Annotated in this window: 19 protein-coding genes; 9 read left to right on the forward strand and 10 right to left on the reverse strand. The window is 71.5% G+C overall.

Annotation, left to right across the window (positions count from 1 at the left end; genetic code table 11):
* The first annotated feature begins 60 nt into the window (after nucleotides 1-60).
* Together D6270_RS22820 and D6270_RS22825 are read left to right on the forward strand one after the other, a co-directional pair.
* Nucleotides 61-558 carry a sec-independent translocase gene (locus tag D6270_RS22820; protein WP_109163747.1) on the forward strand — a complete coding sequence of 166 codons (498 nt, stop codon included), beginning with the start codon at nucleotides 61-63 and terminating at the stop codon, nucleotides 556-558.
* 126 nt (nucleotides 559-684) lie between these two features.
* Nucleotides 685-1,350 carry a hypothetical protein gene (locus D6270_RS22825; protein WP_109163746.1) on the forward strand — a complete coding sequence of 222 codons (666 nt, stop codon included), beginning with the start codon at nucleotides 685-687 and terminating at the stop codon, nucleotides 1,348-1,350.
* Nucleotides 1,351-1,458: 108 nt separating this feature from the next.
* On the opposite strand, the gene D6270_RS22830 is transcribed toward D6270_RS22825, so the two are convergent.
* From D6270_RS22830 to D6270_RS22840, 3 genes are read right to left on the reverse strand one after another with little or no spacing between them, the layout of a single operon-like run.
* Nucleotides 1,459-2,592, reverse strand: coding sequence for an Mrp/NBP35 family ATP-binding protein (locus tag D6270_RS22830; protein WP_109163745.1), 1,134 nt, complete (start codon nucleotides 2,590-2,592; stop codon nucleotides 1,459-1,461).
* A 43-nt stretch (nucleotides 2,593-2,635) separates the two neighbouring features.
* On the reverse strand, nucleotides 2,636-3,199 hold the full coding sequence (locus D6270_RS22835; protein WP_109163744.1) for a DUF1003 domain-containing protein: 564 nt from the start codon (nucleotides 3,197-3,199) through the stop codon (nucleotides 2,636-2,638).
* A complete protein-coding gene (locus D6270_RS22840; protein WP_109163743.1) occupies nucleotides 3,186-4,463 on the reverse strand; it encodes a magnesium transporter MgtE N-terminal domain-containing protein in 1,278 nt (425 codons plus the stop codon). Before D6270_RS22840 ends, D6270_RS22835 begins: the two co-directional genes overlap by 14 nt.
* 163 nt (nucleotides 4,464-4,626) lie before the next feature.
* Here D6270_RS22840 and D6270_RS22845 point away from each other — a divergent pair, with 163 nt between their 5' ends.
* Complete coding sequence (locus tag D6270_RS22845; RefSeq protein WP_109163742.1) at nucleotides 4,627-5,388, forward strand: hypothetical protein; 762 nt, start codon at nucleotides 4,627-4,629, stop codon at nucleotides 5,386-5,388.
* Nucleotides 5,389-5,417: 29 nt separating this feature from the next.
* Here the strand turns inward: D6270_RS22845 and D6270_RS22850 are convergent, their stop codons facing one another.
* Nucleotides 5,418-5,939, reverse strand: a complete 522-nt coding sequence (locus D6270_RS22850) for a hypothetical protein (RefSeq protein WP_109167300.1) — start codon at nucleotides 5,937-5,939, stop codon at nucleotides 5,418-5,420.
* A gap of 26 nt (nucleotides 5,940-5,965) precedes the next feature.
* A complete protein-coding gene (locus D6270_RS22855) occupies nucleotides 5,966-7,093 on the reverse strand; it encodes a magnesium and cobalt transport protein CorA (RefSeq protein WP_109167299.1) in 1,128 nt (375 codons plus the stop codon).
* Nucleotides 7,094-7,549: 456 nt separating this feature from the next.
* Here D6270_RS22855 and D6270_RS22865 point away from each other — a divergent pair, with 456 nt between their 5' ends.
* Nucleotides 7,550-8,134 carry a suppressor of fused domain protein gene (locus tag D6270_RS22865; protein ID WP_109163741.1) on the forward strand — a complete coding sequence of 195 codons (585 nt, stop codon included), beginning with the start codon at nucleotides 7,550-7,552 and terminating at the stop codon, nucleotides 8,132-8,134.
* A 13-nt stretch (nucleotides 8,135-8,147) separates the two neighbouring features.
* Here the strand turns inward: D6270_RS22865 and D6270_RS22870 are convergent, their stop codons facing one another.
* The gene (locus D6270_RS22870; protein WP_109163740.1) at nucleotides 8,148-9,401 is read right to left on the reverse strand and encodes an MFS transporter; all 1,254 of its coding nucleotides are present in this window, start codon (nucleotides 9,399-9,401) and stop codon (nucleotides 8,148-8,150) included.
* A gap of 193 nt (nucleotides 9,402-9,594) precedes the next feature.
* Between D6270_RS22870 and D6270_RS22875 the strand changes: the two genes are divergently transcribed.
* From D6270_RS22875 to D6270_RS22885, 3 genes are all read left to right on the forward strand, one after another.
* A complete protein-coding gene (locus tag D6270_RS22875) occupies nucleotides 9,595-10,272 on the forward strand; it encodes a DUF6758 family protein (RefSeq protein ID WP_109163739.1) in 678 nt (225 codons plus the stop codon).
* A 99-nt stretch (nucleotides 10,273-10,371) separates the two neighbouring features.
* Complete coding sequence (locus D6270_RS22880; protein WP_109163738.1) at nucleotides 10,372-11,238, forward strand: PHP domain-containing protein; 867 nt, start codon at nucleotides 10,372-10,374, stop codon at nucleotides 11,236-11,238.
* Between the two features lie 129 nt (nucleotides 11,239-11,367).
* Nucleotides 11,368-11,973 carry a MarC family protein gene (locus tag D6270_RS22885; RefSeq protein ID WP_093692474.1) on the forward strand — a complete coding sequence of 202 codons (606 nt, stop codon included), beginning with the start codon at nucleotides 11,368-11,370 and terminating at the stop codon, nucleotides 11,971-11,973.
* Between the two features lie 118 nt (nucleotides 11,974-12,091).
* Here D6270_RS22885 and D6270_RS33305 read toward each other — a convergent pair whose 3' ends face one another.
* The gene (locus D6270_RS33305; RefSeq protein ID WP_093692475.1) at nucleotides 12,092-12,244 is read right to left on the reverse strand and encodes a DUF8834 family protein; all 153 of its coding nucleotides are present in this window, start codon (nucleotides 12,242-12,244) and stop codon (nucleotides 12,092-12,094) included.
* Between the two features lie 219 nt (nucleotides 12,245-12,463).
* Between D6270_RS33305 and D6270_RS22890 the strand changes: the two genes are divergently transcribed.
* Nucleotides 12,464-13,375: an NYN domain-containing protein gene (locus tag D6270_RS22890; protein WP_109163737.1), complete on the forward strand. Its 912-nt coding sequence runs from the start codon at nucleotides 12,464-12,466 to the stop codon at nucleotides 13,373-13,375.
* Nucleotides 13,376-13,379: 4 nt separating this feature from the next.
* Here the strand turns inward: D6270_RS22890 and D6270_RS22895 are convergent, their stop codons facing one another.
* Nucleotides 13,380-14,234, reverse strand: coding sequence for an alpha/beta fold hydrolase (locus D6270_RS22895; protein WP_109163736.1), 855 nt, complete (start codon nucleotides 14,232-14,234; stop codon nucleotides 13,380-13,382).
* 343 nt (nucleotides 14,235-14,577) lie between these two features.
* Complete coding sequence (locus tag D6270_RS22900) at nucleotides 14,578-16,770, reverse strand: DEAD/DEAH box helicase (RefSeq protein ID WP_109163735.1); 2,193 nt, start codon at nucleotides 16,768-16,770, stop codon at nucleotides 14,578-14,580.
* 451 nt (nucleotides 16,771-17,221) lie between these two features.
* Here D6270_RS22900 and D6270_RS22905 point away from each other — a divergent pair, with 451 nt between their 5' ends.
* Nucleotides 17,222-17,968, forward strand: coding sequence for a ferritin-like fold-containing protein (locus D6270_RS22905; protein ID WP_109163734.1), 747 nt, complete (start codon nucleotides 17,222-17,224; stop codon nucleotides 17,966-17,968).
* 14 nt (nucleotides 17,969-17,982) lie between these two features.
* Here D6270_RS22905 and D6270_RS22910 read toward each other — a convergent pair whose 3' ends face one another.
* Nucleotides 17,983-18,255: a hypothetical protein gene (locus tag D6270_RS22910; protein WP_073878600.1), complete on the reverse strand. Its 273-nt coding sequence runs from the start codon at nucleotides 18,253-18,255 to the stop codon at nucleotides 17,983-17,985.
* Nucleotides 18,256-18,382 lie beyond the last annotated feature (127 nt).

Below are 18,382 nucleotides of genomic sequence, written 5' to 3' on the forward strand. Positions count from 1 at the left end.
CACCTGGCCGGGACCTGACGGAGAAGCCGGGATCAGGCGGAGAACACGAGGAGCAGCTAGGTGTTCAATGACATAGGCGCACTGGAGCTGCTGACCATCGGAGTCCTGGCCGTACTGGTCTTCGGCCCCGACAAGCTCCCCAAGCTCATCCAGGACCTCACGCGGACCATCCGCAAGATCCGCGAGTTCTCGGACAGCGCCAAGGACGACATCCGTTCGGAGCTCGGCCCGCAGTTCAAGGACTTCGAGTTCGAGGACCTCAACCCCAAGACGTTCGTCCGCAAGCAGCTCATGGACGGCAACGACGACCTGGGGCTGAAGGAGATCCGCGAGAGCTTCGACCTCCGCAAGGAGCTTTCCGACGTCACCGACGCGGTCAACGGGCGCACGCCGGCGCCCGATTCCGCCAACAGTGCGGCGAACGGCTCCGCGGGCGCATCGGGCACCACCACGTCACCCAGCCTGACCAAGACCGGTGACACCGCCCCTGACCTGCTGAAGAAGACCCCGCAGCAGGCGCAGCCCGAGCGGCCTCCGTTCGACGCGGACGCCACCTGACACCAGGTCAATCCCGACTCGTCCGGACGGTATGGCTATTCTCCATCTGTCCGGTTGCGAGGACGCCCACGCCCGCGGGGGGCGGGCCGCTCCGGATCAGGACTGATCGAGGAGGCGGCCGCTCAGATGGAGACGACGAGTCGGGTGGATACGGACGGTGCCCCTGGCACGGTCACGGCGGAGGAGGTGCCGGCGGCCCGGCCGCGTACCGTCGACGGCTATCTGGAGGCCGATTTCCCCTGGTACGGGCTGGACGACGCGTTCACCGGACCGCGCTGGCTGATGCAGGTCGGCACGGCTGCGGACGGCACCGTGCAGCACGGTTCCACCGGGCACGGTGACGAGCCCTCGGTGAAGACGGACGGCTCCACCGCCGAGAAGGAGCGGTTCGCGGCCGTCATCACGGTGGCCGCCAGCCCGGTCAGACGCAGCGGTGACGGTACGGGGGTCCTGGACGCCACCACCGTCTCCTCGGCCGCCTGGCTGGCCGGCTCGGGGCTGCTGGCGTACACCTGGCCGCCGCAGATGGACCACACGCTGCGCGACGACTGGCTGGACCAGCAGACCGAGACGGCGTTCACCCTCGCCGACGACCTCGGCTCGGCGCCCTGGTCGACGCTCTCCCTGCCGGTGGACGGGGTCCCGGTGGAGTTCCACTACCGCGAGTCCGAGTTCGGCTGGGTGCTCGCCGGGTCGGCGCACGAGGGTGTGCACATCGGGGCGTACGGGCGGGGGATGAGCGCGTACGGGCTGGGCTTCTCGGTGATCAAGGACATCGCGACGTACGAGTAGGGCCGGGGGCGGCCGGCGGGCCGCCTTCGCGAACGCCGGACGGGCCGGGTGGGCGTCCGGACGGGCTGGAGCGATCAGCCCGTCCGGCGCCTGAGGGACGCAGGGGTGTCAGAACTTGTTGCGCGGGGTGATCCCCAGCGACATGCCCGACAGACCGCGCTGCCGGCCGCCCAGCTTCTCCGCGATCGACCGCAGCGCCTTGCCCGCCGGGGAGTCCGGGTCCGACAGGACCACCGGCTTGCCCTCGTCGCCGCCCTCGCGCAGCCGTACGTCGATCGGGATGGACCCGAGCACCGGCACCTCCGCCCCGACCGTCCGCGTCAGCCCCTCCGCGACCCGGGCGCCGCCGCCCGAGCCGAAGACGTCGACCATCTCGTCGCAGTGCGGACACGGCATGCCCGACATGTTCTCCACGACGCCGACGATCTTCTGATGGGTCTGTACGGCGATGGAACCGGCCCGCTCCGCCACCTCGGCCGCCGCCTGCTGCGGGGTCGTGACCACCAGGATCTCCGCGTTCGGCACGAGCTGTGCCACGGAGATCGCGATGTCACCGGTGCCCGGCGGCAGGTCCAGCAGCAGGACGTCCAGGTCGCCCCAGAACACATCGGCGAGGAACTGCTGGAGCGCCCGGTGCAGCATCGGGCCGCGCCACACCACGGGCGCGTTGCCCGGGGTGAACATGCCGATGGAGATGACCTTCACGCCGTGCGCGGACGGCGGCATGATCATGTTCTCGACCTGGGTGGGCTTGCCGTCCGCGCCGAGCATCCGGGGCACGCTGTGCCCGTAGATGTCCGCGTCCACGACGCCCACCTTCAGCCCGTCGGCCGCCATCGCCGCCGCGAGGTTCACCGTCACCGAGGACTTGCCGACGCCGCCCTTTCCGGAGGCGACCGCGTACACCCGGGTCAGCGAGCCGGGCTGGGCGAACGGCACCTCACGCTCGGCCGTCCCGCCGCGCAGCGAGTTCGCCAGGTCCTTGCGCTGCTCGTCGCTCATGACGTCGAGGGTGACCTCCACGCGGGAGACGTCCTCCACGCGGGAGACCGCCTCCGTGACGTTCCTGGTGATCGTGTCGCGCATCGGGCAGCCGGAGACGGTGAGATACACCGTGACAGCGACTACACCGTCAGGATCGATCTCGACCGATTTCACCATGCCCAGCTCGGTGATCGGGCGGTGGATCTCCGGGTCGTTCACTGTCGCCAGTGCCTCAAGCACCGCGTCTTCCGTAGCCATACCGACGATGTTACGGCGCCCGGCCCTACGGGCGGGTAGCCCGTCAGCGGTCGCCTTCGTCACTCTCGGATCCGAGGAGGATCCGGCGGTCCTCCATATCCCTCACCATGTCCTGGAGCTCCGAGCGGATCCAGTCCCGGGTGGCGACCTCGCCGAGGCCCATCCGCAGCGCCGCGATCTCCCGGCTGAGGTACTCGGTGTCGGCGATGGAGCGCTCGTTCTGCTTGCGGTCCTGCTCGTGGGTGACCCGGTCCCGGTCGTCCTGCCGGTTCTGCGCGAGCAGGATCAGCGGGGCCGCGTACGACGCCTGGAGCGAGAGCATCAGGGTCAGGAAGATGAACGGGTACTCGTCCCACCGCATGTCCTTGGGCGCCCAGACGTTCCACGCCACCCAGACGATGATGATCAGCGTCATCCAGACGATGAACCGGCCCGTGCCCAGGAACCGCGCGATCCGCTCCGAGAACCGGCCGAAGGCCTCCGGGTCGTACTCCGGCAGCAGCCGCCGCCGCGGCGACTTCGGCTGGTCGATCCGGGTGCGCGGCGGGCGCATCAGGCCCGAGGCGCCCGTGGAGGAGGCCTTCGACCGTTCCTCACGTTCGGCCATGGCGGATGCCCTCCTCGCCGTGGAAGTCGGTCTCGCGCCAGTCCTCGGGCAGCAGGTGGTCCAGGACGTCGTCCACCGTCACCGCGCCCAGCAGGGACCCGCTCTCATCCACCACGGGTGCGGAGACCAGGTTGTACGCGGCCAGATAGCTGGTCACGGTCGGCAGCGGGGTGTCCGGGGGCAGCGGCACCAGGTCGCTGTCGACGATGGAGCTGACCAGGGTGAACGGCGGGTCGCGCAGCAGCCGCTGGAAGTGGACGGTGCCCAGGTACTTGCCGGTCGGCGTCTCGTCGGGCGAGCGGCACACGTACACCTGTGCGGCGAGCGCGGGGGAGAGGTCCTGCTGACGGACCCGGGCCAGCGCGTCGGCCACCGTGGCGTCCGGGCGCAGCACGATCGGCTCGGTCGTCATCAGACCCCCCGCCGTCCGCTCCTCGTACGCCATCAGACGCCGTACGTCGGCCGCGTCGTCCGGCCGCATCAGGGTCAGCAGCCGCTCCTTGTCCTCCTCGGGCAGCTCCGAGAGCAGGTCGGCCGCGTCGTCCGGGTCCATCGCCTCCAGGACGTCGGCGGCCCGCTCCTCCTTGAGCTTGCCGAGGATCTCCACCTGATCGTCCTCGGGCAGCTCCTCCAGGACGTCGGCCAGCCGGTCGTCGTCCAGGGCGGCGGCCACCTCGACGCGGCGCTTGGGGGAGAGGTGGTGCAGGGCGTTGGCGACGTCGGCGGGGCGCAGCCGTTCGAAGGTGGCGACCAGGTTCTCGGCGCCCTGCCCGTGCTCCTCCAGCGAGAAGCCGCTCACCGCCGACCAGTCCACCGTCAGCGTCTCGCCCTTGCGGCGCAGCGCCCCTCCGCGCCCCTTGCGGACGAAGTACTTGTCGATCTCCCAGTCCCGGCGGGCGGGCAGCTGCTGGATCGCCACATCCAGGACGGTGACCTCGGTCTCGCTCTCCACCAGCCGCACCCTGCGGTCGAGGAACTCGCCGAGGACGAGCCGTTCGGTGGGCCGCTGTTCGAAGCGTCGCATGTTGACCACGCCGGTCGTGATGACCTGGCCCGACTCGACGCCCGTCACCCGGGTCATCGGCAGGAAGATCCGTCGCCGGCTGACCACCTCGACGACCAGACCCAGGATGCGCGGCGGCCGTCCGCCGACCCGCAACATCGCCACCAGGTCGCGGACCCGGCCGACCTGGTCCCCGTTCGGATCGAACACGGGCACCCCGGAGAGGTGCGAGACGAAGACCCTGGGGGCTCCTGCCGCCATGCTCCGCCTCCTTCTCCGAACCGCCGTACGTCATGATCAGGCTAGCCCCTGCCGTCATGGCCCGCCCCGGCGGACCCGCCCGTACGGCTGGCTGCCGGACGGTGCGCGGACCCCGGGTACGCTGCGCTCTGCCCCCCGATCGCAGTTGAGAGGCAGTACGCCCGTGACCTCTTTTGCCCCGGCCGTCCGGAATCACCGCCGGACCGCGCTCGCAGTCGTGCTCTGTGGGGGGCTCATCGCGGCCCTCACCGCCTGCGCGGGCGAGGACCCGGACAAGGGGACCAACGGGATCGGGAAACTCCCGGCCGAGCAGATCGACACGAAGGCCAGGGCGGCGGCCGACAGCGCCGACGGGGTGCGGCTGGCGGGCACCCTGGTCAGCAAGGGCGGCACCTACATGCTGAACATGAAGCTCAGCGACAAGGGCGGCATGGGGTCGGTCTCCTCCAAGAAGCGCAGCTTCGCGCTGTTGCGGATCGAGGACGAGCTGTTCATCAAGGCCGACGCCGACTTCTGGCTGCACGAGGAGGACGGCAAGTCGGGCCGCTCCGACCAGGAGGCCGCCGAGAAGCTGGGCGGCAAGTACGTGAAGGTCCCCGAGGACGACCCCAGCTACCGCCAGCTGCGCGGCTTCACCGACAAGAAGGTCCTCCTCGACGGCCTGCTGACGCTGCACGGCACCCTGAACAAGGGGGCCCGGGACACCGTCACCGGGCACCGCACCATCCAGCTGCTGGGCGGCAAGGGCGAGGGCGGGGCGTTGGACGTCTCCCTGGAGGGCAAGCCGTATCCGGTCCGGGTGGCCCGGGGCGGCGGCGGGGGCACCGTCACCCTGGCCGACTGGGGGGGCGCCGTCCCGCTGGAGGCACCGGAGGACGACGACACCGTCGACTACGGCGGCAAGCTCCCCAAGTCCTCCGGCTGAGCGGCCCCCTCAGCCCTTCCGGCGTCCGCTCAGCCCTTCCGGCGCCGCTTCAGCAGCAGCCGGGGGAGCGCGGCCGGTACGGGCTGCCGGGTGGTCGCGCCGGTCGGCAGTGGGGCGGCGGCGAGCGAGGTGTCCGGCAGCCGCGTGCTGATGGCCTCGGGCGTCAGCCGTACCACCGTGCACTCCCGCGCCCAGCGCTCCGTCATCACCTCGGCGTCCGGCGCGTTCAGCCGCTTGCCCTTGAGCTCGGCGACGGCCGCCTCCCACTCCTCGGAGTGCGGAGCCAGGACCCGTACCGAAGCGGTCCAGGCGACCAGCCGGCCCCCCTTGTCCTTGCTGCGTACGGTCACCTCGGCGCGGCCGCCGTCGGTGAGCCCTTCGGGCAGCGGCTGCTCGCCCGGACCGCCCCCGACGAGGTGGGCCGCGCCTTCGTGCCAGATGTGCCACACGGCCCGGGCGGGCCCGGCGGCCCGGACCCAGATGAGGCCGGACTTCTTCGTGGCCTCCTCGACGAGGGCTTTCTCCAGCAGGGCTTCGGCAGCATCGCTCATGGCCGGGAGCATAGGTCCTGTCGCCCTCACAGCCAGCCGTTGCGCTTCAGGATGCGGTGGATGGAGAAACAGACGGCCGCGATGGCGCCCAGCACCAGCGGGTAGCCGTACTTCCACTTCACCTCGGGCATGTAGTCGAAGTTCATGCCGTAGACCCCGCAGATCATCGTGGGTACGGCGATGATCGCCGCCCAGGAGGTGATCTTGCGCATGTCCTCGTTCTGGGTGACGGTCGCCTGCGCCAGATTGGCCTGGAGGATCGAGTTCAGCAGCTCGTCGAAGCCGATGACCTCCTCCTGGACCCGGGCGAGGTGGTCGGCGACGTCCCGGAAGTACTTCTGGATGTCGGGGTCGATCAGCCGCATCGGCCGCTCGCTCAGCAGCTGCATCGGGCGCAGCAGCGGCGAGACGGCCCGCTTGAACTCCAGCACCTCACGCTTGAGCTGGTAGATCCGTCCCGCGTCCGAACCGCGCCGGCCACCCTTGACCGGGGTGGAGAAGACATCGATCTCCACCTCGTCGATATCGTCCTGCACGGCCTCCGCCACCGCGATGTACCCGTCGACGACATGGTCGGCGATGGCGTGCAGGACGGCGGACGGGCCCTTGGCGAGCAGCTCGGGGTCGTCCTGGAGGCGGTGGCGCAGGGCGCGCAGGGAGCCCTGCCCGCCGTGCCGGACGGTGATGACGAAGTCCCGGCCGGTGAAGCACATCACCTCGCCGGTCTCCACGACCTCGCTGGTCGCGGTCAGCTCGGCGTGCTCCACGTAGTGGATCGTCTTGAAGACGGTGAACAGCGTGTCGTCGTACCGCTCCAGCTTGGGCCGCTGGTGGGCGTGGACGGCGTCCTCGACGGCCAGCGGGTGGAGCCCGAACTCCCGGGCGATGCCCGCGAATTCCTCCTCCGTCGGCTCGTGCAGCCCGATCCAGGCGAAGCCGCCCTCCTCGCGCACCTGGAGCATCGCCTCGTGCGGGGTCAGGGTGGCGGAGCCCGCCACGCGGCTGCCGTCGCGGTAGACCGCGCAGTCGACGACGGCGCTGGAGGCGGACGGGTCGCGGGTGGTGTCGTACGCGTTGTGGGGAGTGCTGTTCTTACGGAGGGAGGGACGCAGGGACGGGCGCACGGCGGCGCGCAGGTCACGGATCATCGACATGGCTGGCTCCTTCACGGAGGGCCGTCGGCGAGGGCGTGGAACAGCCCGGAATGGGGACGTGCGCTCACGTCCGCAAAGCGGGCTCCACCGCGCAGGCGCGATGACGGCGTTCGCAACAGACAGGCAAAAGAACGAGAGACTCTTCCACGGATTCCTGGGGCTCCTCCGTGGTGCGAACGACCGTCACGGGACCATCGACGATGGCCGGCGAGGCGTCAGTTCAGCGGGAGGTTCAACGGGAACAGCGGTACGCGGAAGGGTGATCGGTACTGCACGGTCGACTTGGATCCATAGCAGTCCCCACCTCCTCCGGCCGGTCCCCCGTGGGGGACGACGTGTCGTCGGGACAGAGAGAGCGACGCTTCTGCGCGCTGTCCCGACCGGCGGCCAGGCTATCAGCCGTCCCCGACCGAATCCCTTACTTTGCCCACTCCATGCGCACTCTATGCTCGCCGGATGGCAGAAATTCTCGCTCTGGTCGAAGCCCGGCTCCGCTCGGCCCTCGGGGAACCGGACGCCCGCGCCGATGTGACGTTCCTCGGCACGGACCGTATCGAGGTGCTCCGCTTCCTCGACGGCGACGTGGTGCGCTACGCCACGCTCGGCATGTCCGGCCAGCCGATGGCCGACCCCACCTCACCGCTCGCCGACCCGGTGAAGGGCCCCCGCGCCGAGCTGGTCCTGTCGGTACGGGTGGGGCTCGCCGGCACCGACCAGGTGCTGCGCCCCCTCGCCGTGCTCGCCGCCTCCCCGCAGGTCGAGGGGCTCATCGTGGCCCCGGGCGCCTCGCTGGAGCTGGGCGATCCGCTCTGGCCGGGCGCGCCGTTCACCTCGGTGCTGGTGGCGGAGCCCGGGGGGCTGGTCGAGGACCTGGAGCTGGACGAGCCGATGGACCCGGTCCGCTTCCTGCCGCTGCTGCCGATGACCCCCAACGAGGCCGCCTGGAAGCGGGTGCGCGGGGCGCAGGAGCTCCAGGAGCGCTGGCTCACACACGGTACGGACCTGCGAGACCCGCTGCGCACGTCCGTACCGCTGGACTGAAGCCCCCCGCCGCTCACCGCTCGGCGAAGACCGTCACGCTGTCCTCCAGGGCGTGGACCGGCTCCAGCTCCTCCGCCTCGTGGGTCAGCGCCGTACGCCGTAGGCCCACGACGGCCGCTCCGGCCAGCGCGGCGAGCGCGGCCACCACGAACGGGATGTGGAGGTCGGTCCACTCCTCGATCTTCGGGGCGAGGAAGGGGGCGGCAGCGGCTGCGAACCAGCGGACGAAGTTGTATCCGGCGCTCGCCACCGGGCGCGGGGCGTCCGAGACGCCGAGGGCCAGCTCGGTGTAGACGGTGTTGTTCATGCCGATGAAGGCACCGGAGACGACCGTGGCGAGGATGGCCGTCGTGTGGTTCCCGTACCCGAGGACCAGCAGGTCGGCGGCGAGCAGCACCAGCGAGGCGCCGAGCACCTTGAGCGAGCCGAAGCGGCGCTGGAGGCGCGGGGCGACCAGCACGGAGAAGACCGCGAGCAGCAGGCCCCAGGCGAAGAAGACCGCCCCCGACTTGTACGGGGTCATGTCCAGCACGAACGGCGTGAACGCCAGGATCGTGAAGAACGCGTAGTTGTAGAAGAAGGCGGAGGCCGCCACCGAGGCCAGTCCGCCGTGGCCCAGCGCCTTCACCGGGTCCAGCAGTGACGTCTTACGGGCGGGCTTCGGCTGCTCCTTCAGGAACGCGGCGATGCAGAGGAAGCCGATCGCCATCAGCGCCGCCGTACCGAAGAACGGGTAGCGCCAGCTGGCGTTCCCGAGCAGGGCGCCGAGCAGCGGCCCGCACGCCATGCCGAGGCCGAGCGCCGACTCGTACAGCAGGATCGCGGCGGAACTGCCGCCCGCCGCGGCTCCGACGATCACCGCGAGCGCCGTGGAGACGAAGAGGGCGTTGCCCAGGCCCCAGCCCGCCCGGAAGCCGACGAGTTCGGCGACGGAGGACGAGGTGCCGGAGAGCGCGGCGAAGACGACGACGAGCGCGAGTCCGGAGAGCAGGGTCTTCCGGCCGCCGATGCGGCTGGAGACGAAGCCGGTGACGAGCATGGCGACGGCGGTGATCAGGAAGTACGAGGTGAACAGCAGCGACACCTGACTGGGCGTGGCGTCGAGACCCTGGGCGATGGACGGCAGGATCGGGTCCACCAGACCGATCCCCATGAAGGCGACCACCGAGGCGCCCGCCGTGGCCCAGACGGCCTTCGGCTGGCGCAGGATGCCGGTGGCCGTGGTCCCTTCGTCGAACGGGTCCGCTCCTGGCGTGGGTCCTGGCATGGGCTGACTCCTTCTCTCCTCCAGGTCGATGCGTCATGCACAGAATAAGTTAGGCGAACTAATAAATGCAAGCTACATGTACTTTTCTCCGGTCTTTCTCCGGCCCTCCCGCGGCCGCGGCCCGGGAGCGGCCACGCTGCGGACGGGTGATCGTCCTTGACGGGGCGACCGGCGGGGAGGACCGTTGGGCTCTATGAGGGGCGAACCCAGTTGCCCGAAGTGCGGTGGCCGGGTCAGGGTGCCCGGTCTCTTCGCCGACGCCTGGCAGTGCACCGCGCACGGCCAGGTGCACCCGATGCAGCCGGTCGTCCCGCCGAGCGTCGAGGCGCTCGGCGTCGTGGTGCACCGCTCCCAGGTGCCCGTCTGGATGCCGTGGCCGCTCCCGGTGGGCTGGCTCTTCACCGGTGTGGCCAGCGCGGGTGACGACCGCAGCGGCGGCCGCGCGACCGTCGTCGCCTGCTCGGGACCCGGACCGCTGGGCGGTATGGGCGAGCTGCTGCTCGTCGCCGAGGAGCTGGGCGTCGGACTCGGTGCCCGGTACGCCGGGATCGACGGCCCCGACCCCGGCCACCACCTGAACGTGGACTCCGCCCCCGACGCCAAGGTGCACGCCGCCGGCCGCCCCACGCCGCTCTGGCACGTCCGCAACGCCCCGGAGGACCGGGCGGTCTTCGCGGGCGAGGCGCGCGGGCTCTGGCTCTGGGCGATCCTGTGGCCCGAGCAGTCGGGGCTGCTGATGTACGACGAGCTGGTCCTCACCGACCTGCGCGACGCCGGGGGAGAGGTGGACCTCGTCCCCTGCGGCGCACTCACCCCGCGCCTGCTCACCGTCCCGGAGGCGCCGCCCCGGCAGGGGAACGGCGAGCGCTAGATCACGCCGGACCGGGCGCGATCACGGCCGGGGGCCTGGTGCGCGGCGGTTATCCTTGAGCGGTCCCCCGTCCGCCCGCGAGCCCCGGAGTCAGCCGTCGTGCGTATCGACCTGCACACCCACTCCACCGCTTCGGACGGTACGGACACCCCCGCCGAGCTGGTCGCCAACGCCGCCGCCGCGGGCCTGGACGTCGTCGCGCTCACCGACCACGACACCGTCGGCGGCCACAAGCAGGCCATCGACGCGCTGCCCGAGGGGCTCACCCTCGTCACCGGCGCCGAACTCTCCTGCCGGGTCGACGGCGTGAGCATGCACATGCTGGCGTACCTCTTCGACCCCGCCGACGCCGAGTTCGAGCGCGCCCGGGAATTGGTCCGCGACGACCGGGTGCCCCGTGCCCAGGAGATGGTCCGCAAGCTCCGGGCCTTCGATGTGCCGATCACCTGGGAGCGGGTCGCCCGCATCGCCGGGGACGGTTCGGTCGGCCGGCCGCACGTCGCCGCCGCCCTCGTCGAGCTGGGCGTCGTACCCACGGTCTCCGACGCCTTCACGCCCGACTGGCTGGGCAACGGCGGCCGCGCCTACGCCGAGAAGCACGAGTTCGACCCCTTCGAGGCGGTCCGGCTCGTCAAGGCGGCGGGCGGTGTCACCGTCTTCGCCCACCCGGGCGCATCGAAGCGCGGTGAGACGGTCCCCGAGACCACGATCGCCGCGCTCGCCGCCGCGGGTCTGGACGGCATCGAGGTCGACCACATGGACCACGACGAGCCCACCCGGGCCCGGCTGCGCGGCCTCGCCCGGGAGCTGGGGCTCCTGCCCACCGGCTCCAGCGACTACCACGGCAGCCGGAAAACCGTCGGGCTCGGTGCGTACACCACCGACCCCGAGATCTACGGCGAGATCACCCGGCGCGCCACGGGAGCCTTCCCGGTGCCGGGCGCGGGCGGAACCGGCCGCCCGTAGGACCCCTCACCTCCCACCGCCTCGCCGTCCCACCCCTCGCGCGCCCCTCACCCCCGCCGTCCTAAGCCGTCGGCCGTCGGCCGGGCCCGCGCGCCCCGTACCGCCCGCTCATCTCTCGCAAGGCTCACTGTGTTCGACGTCGCTGTCTTCGGATCCCTTTTTCTCACCCTTTTCGTGATTATGGATCCGCCCGGGATCACCCCGATCTTCCTGGCCCTCACCGCGGGCCGCCCTGCCAAGGTGCAGCGCAGGATGGCCCTCCAGGCCGTCGCGGTCGCCTTCGGCGTGATCGCGGTCTTCGGTCTGCTCGGCCAGCAGATCCTCGACTATCTGCATGTCTCCGTGCCCGCCCTGATGATCGCGGGCGGCCTCCTGCTGCTGCTCATCGCGCTGGACCTGCTCACCGGGAAGACGGACGAGCCGACCCAGACCAAGGACGTCAACGTGGCGCTCGTACCGCTGGGCATGCCGCTGCTGGCGGGTCCGGGTGCGATCGTCTCGGTCATCCTGGCCGTGCAGCACGCCGACGGGATCGGCGGCCAGCTCTCCGTCTGGTCGGCGATCGCGGCCATGCACGTGGTGCTCTGGCTGACGATGCGCTACTCCCTGGTGATCATCCGGATCATCAAGGACGGCGGGGTGGTCCTGGTGACCCGGCTCGCCGGAATGATGCTCTCCGCCATCGCCGTGCAGCAGATCATCAACGGCGTCACCCAGGTCATCCAGAACTCCTGAGACCCCTCCTGGACACCACAGCGCCCCCGCACGGTCCTTCCGTGCGGGGGCGCTTCGTCTTTAGCGGCGCAATGCGTGATCAGGCGTCGGATGTCAGAAGCCCATGACCCATGAAGCGTTACGAAGCCGAGCTGTCGGCCGGCCGGATGTAGATGCGCTGGCCTATGGCGGCCGCCTGCTGCACGATCCGGTTGACGGAGGCGGCGTCCACGACGGTGGAGTCCACGGCGGTACCGTCGACGTCGTCGAGTCGCATGATCTCGAAGCGCATAAGGCTTCCCTTCGTCTGATCCTCCTGCTGGAGAACTACTGGCGCGGGTGATGTCGCCTACCCGCGAGGATAGGAACGCGAGGATTCCCTCGCGTTCCACGAGTGTTACAACGGCTTGCCCGGTACAAACATTCCCTACGCTAAGGAAATTTTTTGGATGTCTAAGTACCCGCCGGTAGTCACCTGTACACGGACCTGTCCGCAGACCGTGAGGTCCGCATGAGCACGGCTGACCCGCAGCCTCCCCGCCCGTACGACATCGCCGAGCGCCTGGACCGCACCAACGAACTGCTCCAGCGCGTGCTCGGAGAGGTCTCCAAGACCCCTTCCACGCACGCGATCTTCGTGGACGCGGGCTATGTGTACGCCGCGGCCGGACTGCTCGTCACCGGCACCGAGGACCGCCGCTCCTTCGACCTCGACGCCGAAGGGCTGATCGAGGCCTTCATCGACAAGGCCCGCACGATCTTCGCCGACAGCCGGCTGCTGCGCGTGTACTGGTACGACGGGGCCAGGCGTCGCATCCACACCACCGAACAGCAGGCCATCGCCGAACTCCCCGACGTCAAGGTGCGGCTGGGCAACCTGAACGCCAACAACCAGCAGAAGGGCGTCGACTCCCTCATCCGCACCGACCTCGAATCGCTCGCCCGGCACCGCGCCATCAGCGACGCGGCCCTCATCGGCGGCGACGAGGACCTGGTCTCGGCGGTCGAGGCGGCCCAGGGCTACGGCGCCCGCGTCCACCTCTGGGGCATCGAGGCCGGGGAGGGCCGCAACCAGGCCGAACCGCTGCTCTGGGAGGTCGACAGCCAGCGCACCTTCGACCTGGACTTCTGCCGCCCCTACGTCACCCGGCGCCCGGTCACGACGTACGAGGACGACACCCCGGCCCCCTCACGGGACGACGTCCGCTTCGTCGGCGCCCAGATCGCCGCCGCCTGGCTCGCCGCCCGCGGCCGCGAATCCCTCGCCGACCTGCTGCCCGGCCACCCCTATCTGCCCGGCTCGGTCGACCAGGACCTGCTGGTGGAGGCCGAACGCCTGCTCCAGCACTCGCTGCGCGGCCACGCGCACCTGCGCCGGGCGCTGCGGGACGGGTTCTGGCAGCACCTCCAGTCGCAGTACTGACCGGTCAGGCCCCGTCCACGCGGTCCCAGAACGCCGCGAGCGCCTCGGCCGTCTCGCGCGGGCGGGCGGTGTTGGGGGAGTGCTCGGCCCCGGCGATCGTGGTGCGGTGGGCGCCGAGCCGCCGGGCCATCGCGTCGAACCGCTCCACCGGCCACACGTCGTCCCGCTCGCCGGACAGGACATGGACGGGCAGCCCGAGGGCGGCCAGCTCGTCCACCCGGTCCGGTTCGGCGGCGAGCTGGGCACCGGTGGCGATCAGCTGCGCCGGATGGTGGCGCAGCCAGCGCCGCCGCAGGTCCTCGCCGTCCCCGGTGTCCGCCTCCTGCGGCGGGTCCATGGCCCGCATCGCCTCCCACACCTCCTCCATGGTGAGCACGGAGAGCGCGTCGCTCAGCATCTTCACCTTCTCCTGCTGGGCGGCGACGACCTCGGCGGGGCCGGAGGACATCAGCGTCAGTGAGCGGAACGGGGCGGGGTCCAGCAGGACGGCGGCCCGGGAGATCTGACCGCCGAGCGAGTGCCCGAGCAGGTGCAGCGTCCCCTCGCCCCCGGTGAGGGCCGCCGCCTGGGCGAGCACATCACGGGCCAACTCCCCCTGTGCGTAAGACTCCTGCTGGTCCGTCCCCTCGGACTCGTACTGCCCGCGACCGTCGACGGCGACGACCCGGTACCCGGCCGCGCACAGCGGTTCCAGCAGCGCGACGAAGTCCTCCTTGCTGCCGGTGTACCCGGGCAGCAGGAGGGCGGTGGCGCGTGCCTTTGCGGGTACGGCGTCCAGGACGGCGAAGTCGCCGCGCTCGGTACGCAGGACACGGGAGGTGGCACAGGCGGGCGGCGTGAAGGTGGGCGGGCGGCTCATGGCCCGAGGCTATCGCCGGGCGGGACGGGGGCATCACCGGGCGGGCCGGGCGGCTGCCGGGGGCCCGGGTCTGCCGGGCTCCGCGCGGGGTGCTCCCGGGAGCACCGGGCTCGTTGCCCGGGTTGCCGCCTGGCGGGCCCGGGCCCTCGTACGTGGCGCCCCCGGCGGCGCCCCGGGGCCATCGCACCGGACCGCTGCCGGGGATGCCAGGCCCTGTGCGCGCGCCTCGGGACCCTTGGGGCCTGCCGGGCCGTCGTGCCAGGCCCGTACGCCACGCGGGCAGCGAGAAGGCCCCGGCCCCCGCATCTGCGGGGGCCGGGGCCCGAAGGGTTTCGCGGGACCGTCAGCTCTCGGTCGTCGCCGTGGCCTTGCCCGCGGCGCGGGTGGCGCGGCGGCGGCGGGGCTTCGCCTCGGCGGCGGCCTCGCTCACCACGGCCTCGGCCTCGGAGACCACGGCGGCCTCCTGGGTCGCGGTCGAGGTGACGCTCCGGGTCGCCCGGCGGCGGCGCGGCTTGGCCTCGGCCTCGACGGCGGCCGGGGCCTCCGGCGCGGCGGCCTCTGCGGGGGCCGCGGCCTTCGCCCGCGACGCCCTCTTCGGCTTCGACTCGGTCTCCGTACCGGCTTCGGCAGTGGAGGCCTTCGCCGCCTTGGCGGCCTTGGGCGCCGACTCGGCCTTCGGCTTCGACTCCGTCTTCGGCCGGCTCGTGGTGCGGGCCGGGCGGCGGCGGGTCTTCGACTCGGGCTCCGGCTCGGAGGCCGGGGCGATCTGGAAGTCCACCTCGTCGGCGGGCTTCACGATCCGGGTGCGGCGGCGCGGCTTGGTCGCGACGGGCTCGGCGACCGGCTCCGCGATGCCCGCGGCGACGGCCACGGTCTGGAACCCGGCCTCCACCGGCGCGGCGGCCGCGGGAACCTGCGCCACGGCCTCGGCCACCGGCTTGGCGGCGGTGGCGCGGCTGCGACGACGGCGCGGCTTGGTCTCGGCGACCGGCTCGGCCGCGGCGGCGGCCACGGTCTCGGCGGCGGGAGCCACCGGAGCGGCGGCCGGAGTCTCGGCGACCGCCACGGCCGCCTCGGTCACGGTCTCGGCGGCGCTGACCCGCGTACGGCGACGGCGGCGCGGTGTACGGGGAGCCTCGGGGGCCTCGTCACCGGCCGGGGCGACCGGCGTGGCCTCCTTGGCGGGGGCGGGCACCGTCGTGGCGCCCTCCTCCGCGGTGGACCCGCCACGGGTGCGGCGGCGCTGACGCGGCGTACGCGTCCGGGGCTCGCGCTCCTCACGGGCGGGAGCCGGGGCGGCGGACTTGCGGCCGCGGCCACCGGTCTCGCCGAGGTCCTCGACCTCCTCCGCGCGCAGACCGGCACGGGTCCGCTCGCCACGCGGCAGCACACCCTTGGTGCCCGCCGGGATACCGAGCTCCTCGAAGAGGTGCGGCGAGGTGGAGTACGTCTCCGGGGGGTCCGGGAACTTCAGGTCCAGCGCCTTGTTGATCAGCTGCCAGCGCGGGATGTCGTCCCAGTCGACCAGCGTGATCGCGATGCCCTTCGCCCCCGCGCGGCCGGTACGGCCGATGCGGTGGAGATAGGTCTTCTCGTCCTCGGGCGACTGGTAGTTGACGACGTGGGTCACCCCCTCGACGTCGATGCCGCGCGCGGCGACATCGGTGCAGACGAGGACATCGACCTTTCCGTTGCGGAAGGCGCGCAGCGCCTGCTCGCGGGCGCCCTGGCCGAGGTCGCCGTGGACCGCGCCGGAGGCGAAGCCGCGCTTCTCCAGCTGCTCGGCGATGTCGGCGGCCGTCCGCTTCGTACGGCAGAAGATCATCGCGAGCCCGCGGCCCTCGGCCTGGAGGATGCGGGCGAGCATCTCCGGCTTGTCCATGTTGTGCGCGCGGTAGACGTGCTGGACCGTGTTCTTCACGGTCGTGCCCTCGTCGTCGGGCGAGGTGGCGTTGATGTGGGTCGGCTGCGACATGTAGCGGCGGGCGAGGCTGATGACGGCACCGGGCATGGTGGCCGAGAACAGCATCGTCTGGCGCTTGGGCGGCAGCATCGTGATGATGCGCTCCACATCGGGCAGGAAGCCCAGGTCCAGCATCTCGTCGGCCTCGTCGAGGACGAGCCCGCGGATGTGGGAGAGGTCCAGCTTGCGCTGGCCCGCCAGGTCGAGGAGACGGCCCGGGGTGCCGACGATCACGTCGACGCCCTTCTTGAGGGCCTCGACCTGGGGCTCGTACGCCCGGCCGCCGTAGATCGCGAGAACGCGGACGTTGCGGACCTTGCCGGCGGTCAGCAGGTCGTTGGTGACCTGCTGGCACAGCTCACGGGTGGGGACGACGACGAGCGCCTGCGGCGCGTCGGTCAGCTGTCCGGGCGTGGCACGCCCCGCCTCGACGTCGGCGGGGACGGTCACGCGCTCCAGGAGGGGGAGTCCGAAGCCGAGCGTCTTGCCGGTGCCGGTCTTGGCCTGGCCGATGACGTCGGAGCCGGAGAGCGCTACGGGGAGCGTCAGCTCCTGGATGGGGAAGGGGGACATGATGCCGACTGCCTCAAGGGCTTCGGCCGTCTCGGAAAGAATGCCGAGGTCACGGAACGTAGTCAGGGTGCTGCCTCTTCTGTGAGACGCGGTCCGAGGCGAACGCTGGGGGTCGTACCGTGCCGGGGTTGGTCATCCGGCCGTGGATGGGCCGGGTGGCGCGGGACCACTGCCGTCGCTCGAGCGCTCGTGCCGCTGAGGGGGCCCCTCATCTGCAGTCGTACGTGGCGTACGCACCGCGTGGAGGGCTGTCGGGTCGGAGCCGATCGGGCCACCGACCGGGCATCCTCATTCAAGGGACGCGCCCCTGGCACAGGAAAATGCTCAGTAAGCGCAATACCACTGTACCCCGGATTCGCGCATGTGTGTTGGGCGAATTCATCGGAACGGTGTGATGTCCGCTCCTCGCCGGGCCCTTCCACCCCTCGTCGGGCGGGCTATTGTGCGGTTCATGGAGACGCCTGACAACGCCACTGATCACCCCGAAGAAGCGCCCGCAGCGACCGGAATCGCCGCCCAGGACTGGGCTACCGCCTCTGCGGAGCCGCAGTACCGCGCCGCGGTCGTGGACCTGCTGGGCGCCCTCGCCTACGGCGAGCTGGCGGCCTTCGAGCGCCTCGCCGAGGACGCGAAACTCGCGCCGACACTCGGGGACAAGGCGGAGCTGGCGAAGATGGCCGCCGCCGAGTTCCACCACTTCGAGCAGCTGTCCCACCGGCTCGCCGCCGTGGACGAGAACCCGACCGCCGCGATGGAGCCGTTCGCCAAGGCGCTGGACGACTTCCACCGCCAGACGGCGCCGTCCGACTGGCTGGAAGGCCTGGTCAAGGCGTATGTCGGCGACTCGATCGCCAGTGACTTCTACCGGGAGGTCGCGGCCCGCCTGGACACCGACACCCGCTCCCTGGTCCTCGCCGTCCTCGACGACACCGGACACGGGAACTTCGCCGTGGAGAAGGTGCGCGCCGCGATCGAGGCCGACCCCCGGCTCGGCGGGCGGCTCGCGCTCTGGGCCCGCCGGCTGATGGGTGAGGCGCTGTCGCAGGCCCAGCGGGTGGTCGCCGACCGCGACGCGCTCTCGACGATGCTGGTGGGCGGCGTCGCGGACGGCTTCGACCTGGCGGAGGTGGGCCGGATGTTCTCCCGGATCACCGAGGCCCACACCAAGCGCATGGCCGCGCTGGGGCTGGCCGCGTAACACCTGGCTGCGGGCTACTGGGCCGCCGCCGACCTCGTGAGGCGGCGGCCACGCGGGCGGATCAGCAGGGAAAGCGTCACCGCCCCGACGGAGACGGCGCCGATCAGGGTGGCCACCCCGTGGCCCGGGCCCAGCGCGGAATGGGTGAGGAACGCTCCGAACAGCGCTCCCAGCGCACCGGTGAGATAAACGGCACGGGCGGAGGGGAGCCGGTCGGCCAGTGAGCGGACCGCCGCCCAGGACAGGGCGAGTCCGAGCACGGCGGCGCCGAAGGATTCCCAGATCACTAAGTCACCTCGCGGGGGTGTGCGGGGCGGGCAAATCGGTCGTAGGCGGTACTACCCCTGGCCCACGCCGTACAACCCTCCGCCGAGCTGGGGAAACCCTTACGGGTACGGCTCCGCGCCCCGGGGC

The sequence above is a fragment of the Streptomyces griseus subsp. griseus genome, from assembly GCF_003610995.1.
Taxonomy (GTDB): Bacteria; Actinomycetota; Actinomycetes; order Streptomycetales; family Streptomycetaceae; genus Streptomyces.

Excerpts from the sequence above, each read along its gene's own strand:
- D6270_RS22825 (WP_109163746.1), top strand. The coding sequence starts at position 685 with ATGGAGACGACGAGTCGGGTGGATACGGACGGTGCCCCTGGCACGGTC.
- D6270_RS22830 (WP_109163745.1), bottom strand. The coding sequence starts at position 2,592 with ATGGCTACGGAAGACGCGGTGCTTGAGGCACTGGCGACAGTGAACGAC.
- D6270_RS22835 (WP_109163744.1), bottom strand. The coding sequence starts at position 3,199 with ATGGCCGAACGTGAGGAACGGTCGAAGGCCTCCTCCACGGGCGCCTCG.
- D6270_RS22840 (WP_109163743.1), bottom strand. The coding sequence starts at position 4,463 with ATGGCGGCAGGAGCCCCCAGGGTCTTCGTCTCGCACCTCTCCGGGGTG.
- D6270_RS22850 (WP_109167300.1), bottom strand. The coding sequence starts at position 5,939 with ATGAGCGATGCTGCCGAAGCCCTGCTGGAGAAAGCCCTCGTCGAGGAG.
- D6270_RS22855 (WP_109167299.1), bottom strand. The coding sequence starts at position 7,093 with ATGTCGATGATCCGTGACCTGCGCGCCGCCGTGCGCCCGTCCCTGCGT.
- D6270_RS22865 (WP_109163741.1), top strand. The coding sequence starts at position 7,550 with ATGGCAGAAATTCTCGCTCTGGTCGAAGCCCGGCTCCGCTCGGCCCTC.
- D6270_RS22870 (WP_109163740.1), bottom strand. The coding sequence starts at position 9,401 with ATGCCAGGACCCACGCCAGGAGCGGACCCGTTCGACGAAGGGACCACG.
- D6270_RS22875 (WP_109163739.1), top strand. The coding sequence starts at position 9,595 with ATGAGGGGCGAACCCAGTTGCCCGAAGTGCGGTGGCCGGGTCAGGGTG.
- D6270_RS33305 (WP_093692475.1), bottom strand. The coding sequence starts at position 12,244 with ATGCGCTTCGAGATCATGCGACTCGACGACGTCGACGGTACCGCCGTG.
- D6270_RS22890 (WP_109163737.1), top strand. The coding sequence starts at position 12,464 with ATGAGCACGGCTGACCCGCAGCCTCCCCGCCCGTACGACATCGCCGAG.
- D6270_RS22895 (WP_109163736.1), bottom strand. The coding sequence starts at position 14,234 with ATGAGCCGCCCGCCCACCTTCACGCCGCCCGCCTGTGCCACCTCCCGT.
- D6270_RS22900 (WP_109163735.1), bottom strand. The coding sequence starts at position 16,770 with ATGTCCCCCTTCCCCATCCAGGAGCTGACGCTCCCCGTAGCGCTCTCC.
- D6270_RS22905 (WP_109163734.1), top strand. The coding sequence starts at position 17,222 with ATGGAGACGCCTGACAACGCCACTGATCACCCCGAAGAAGCGCCCGCA.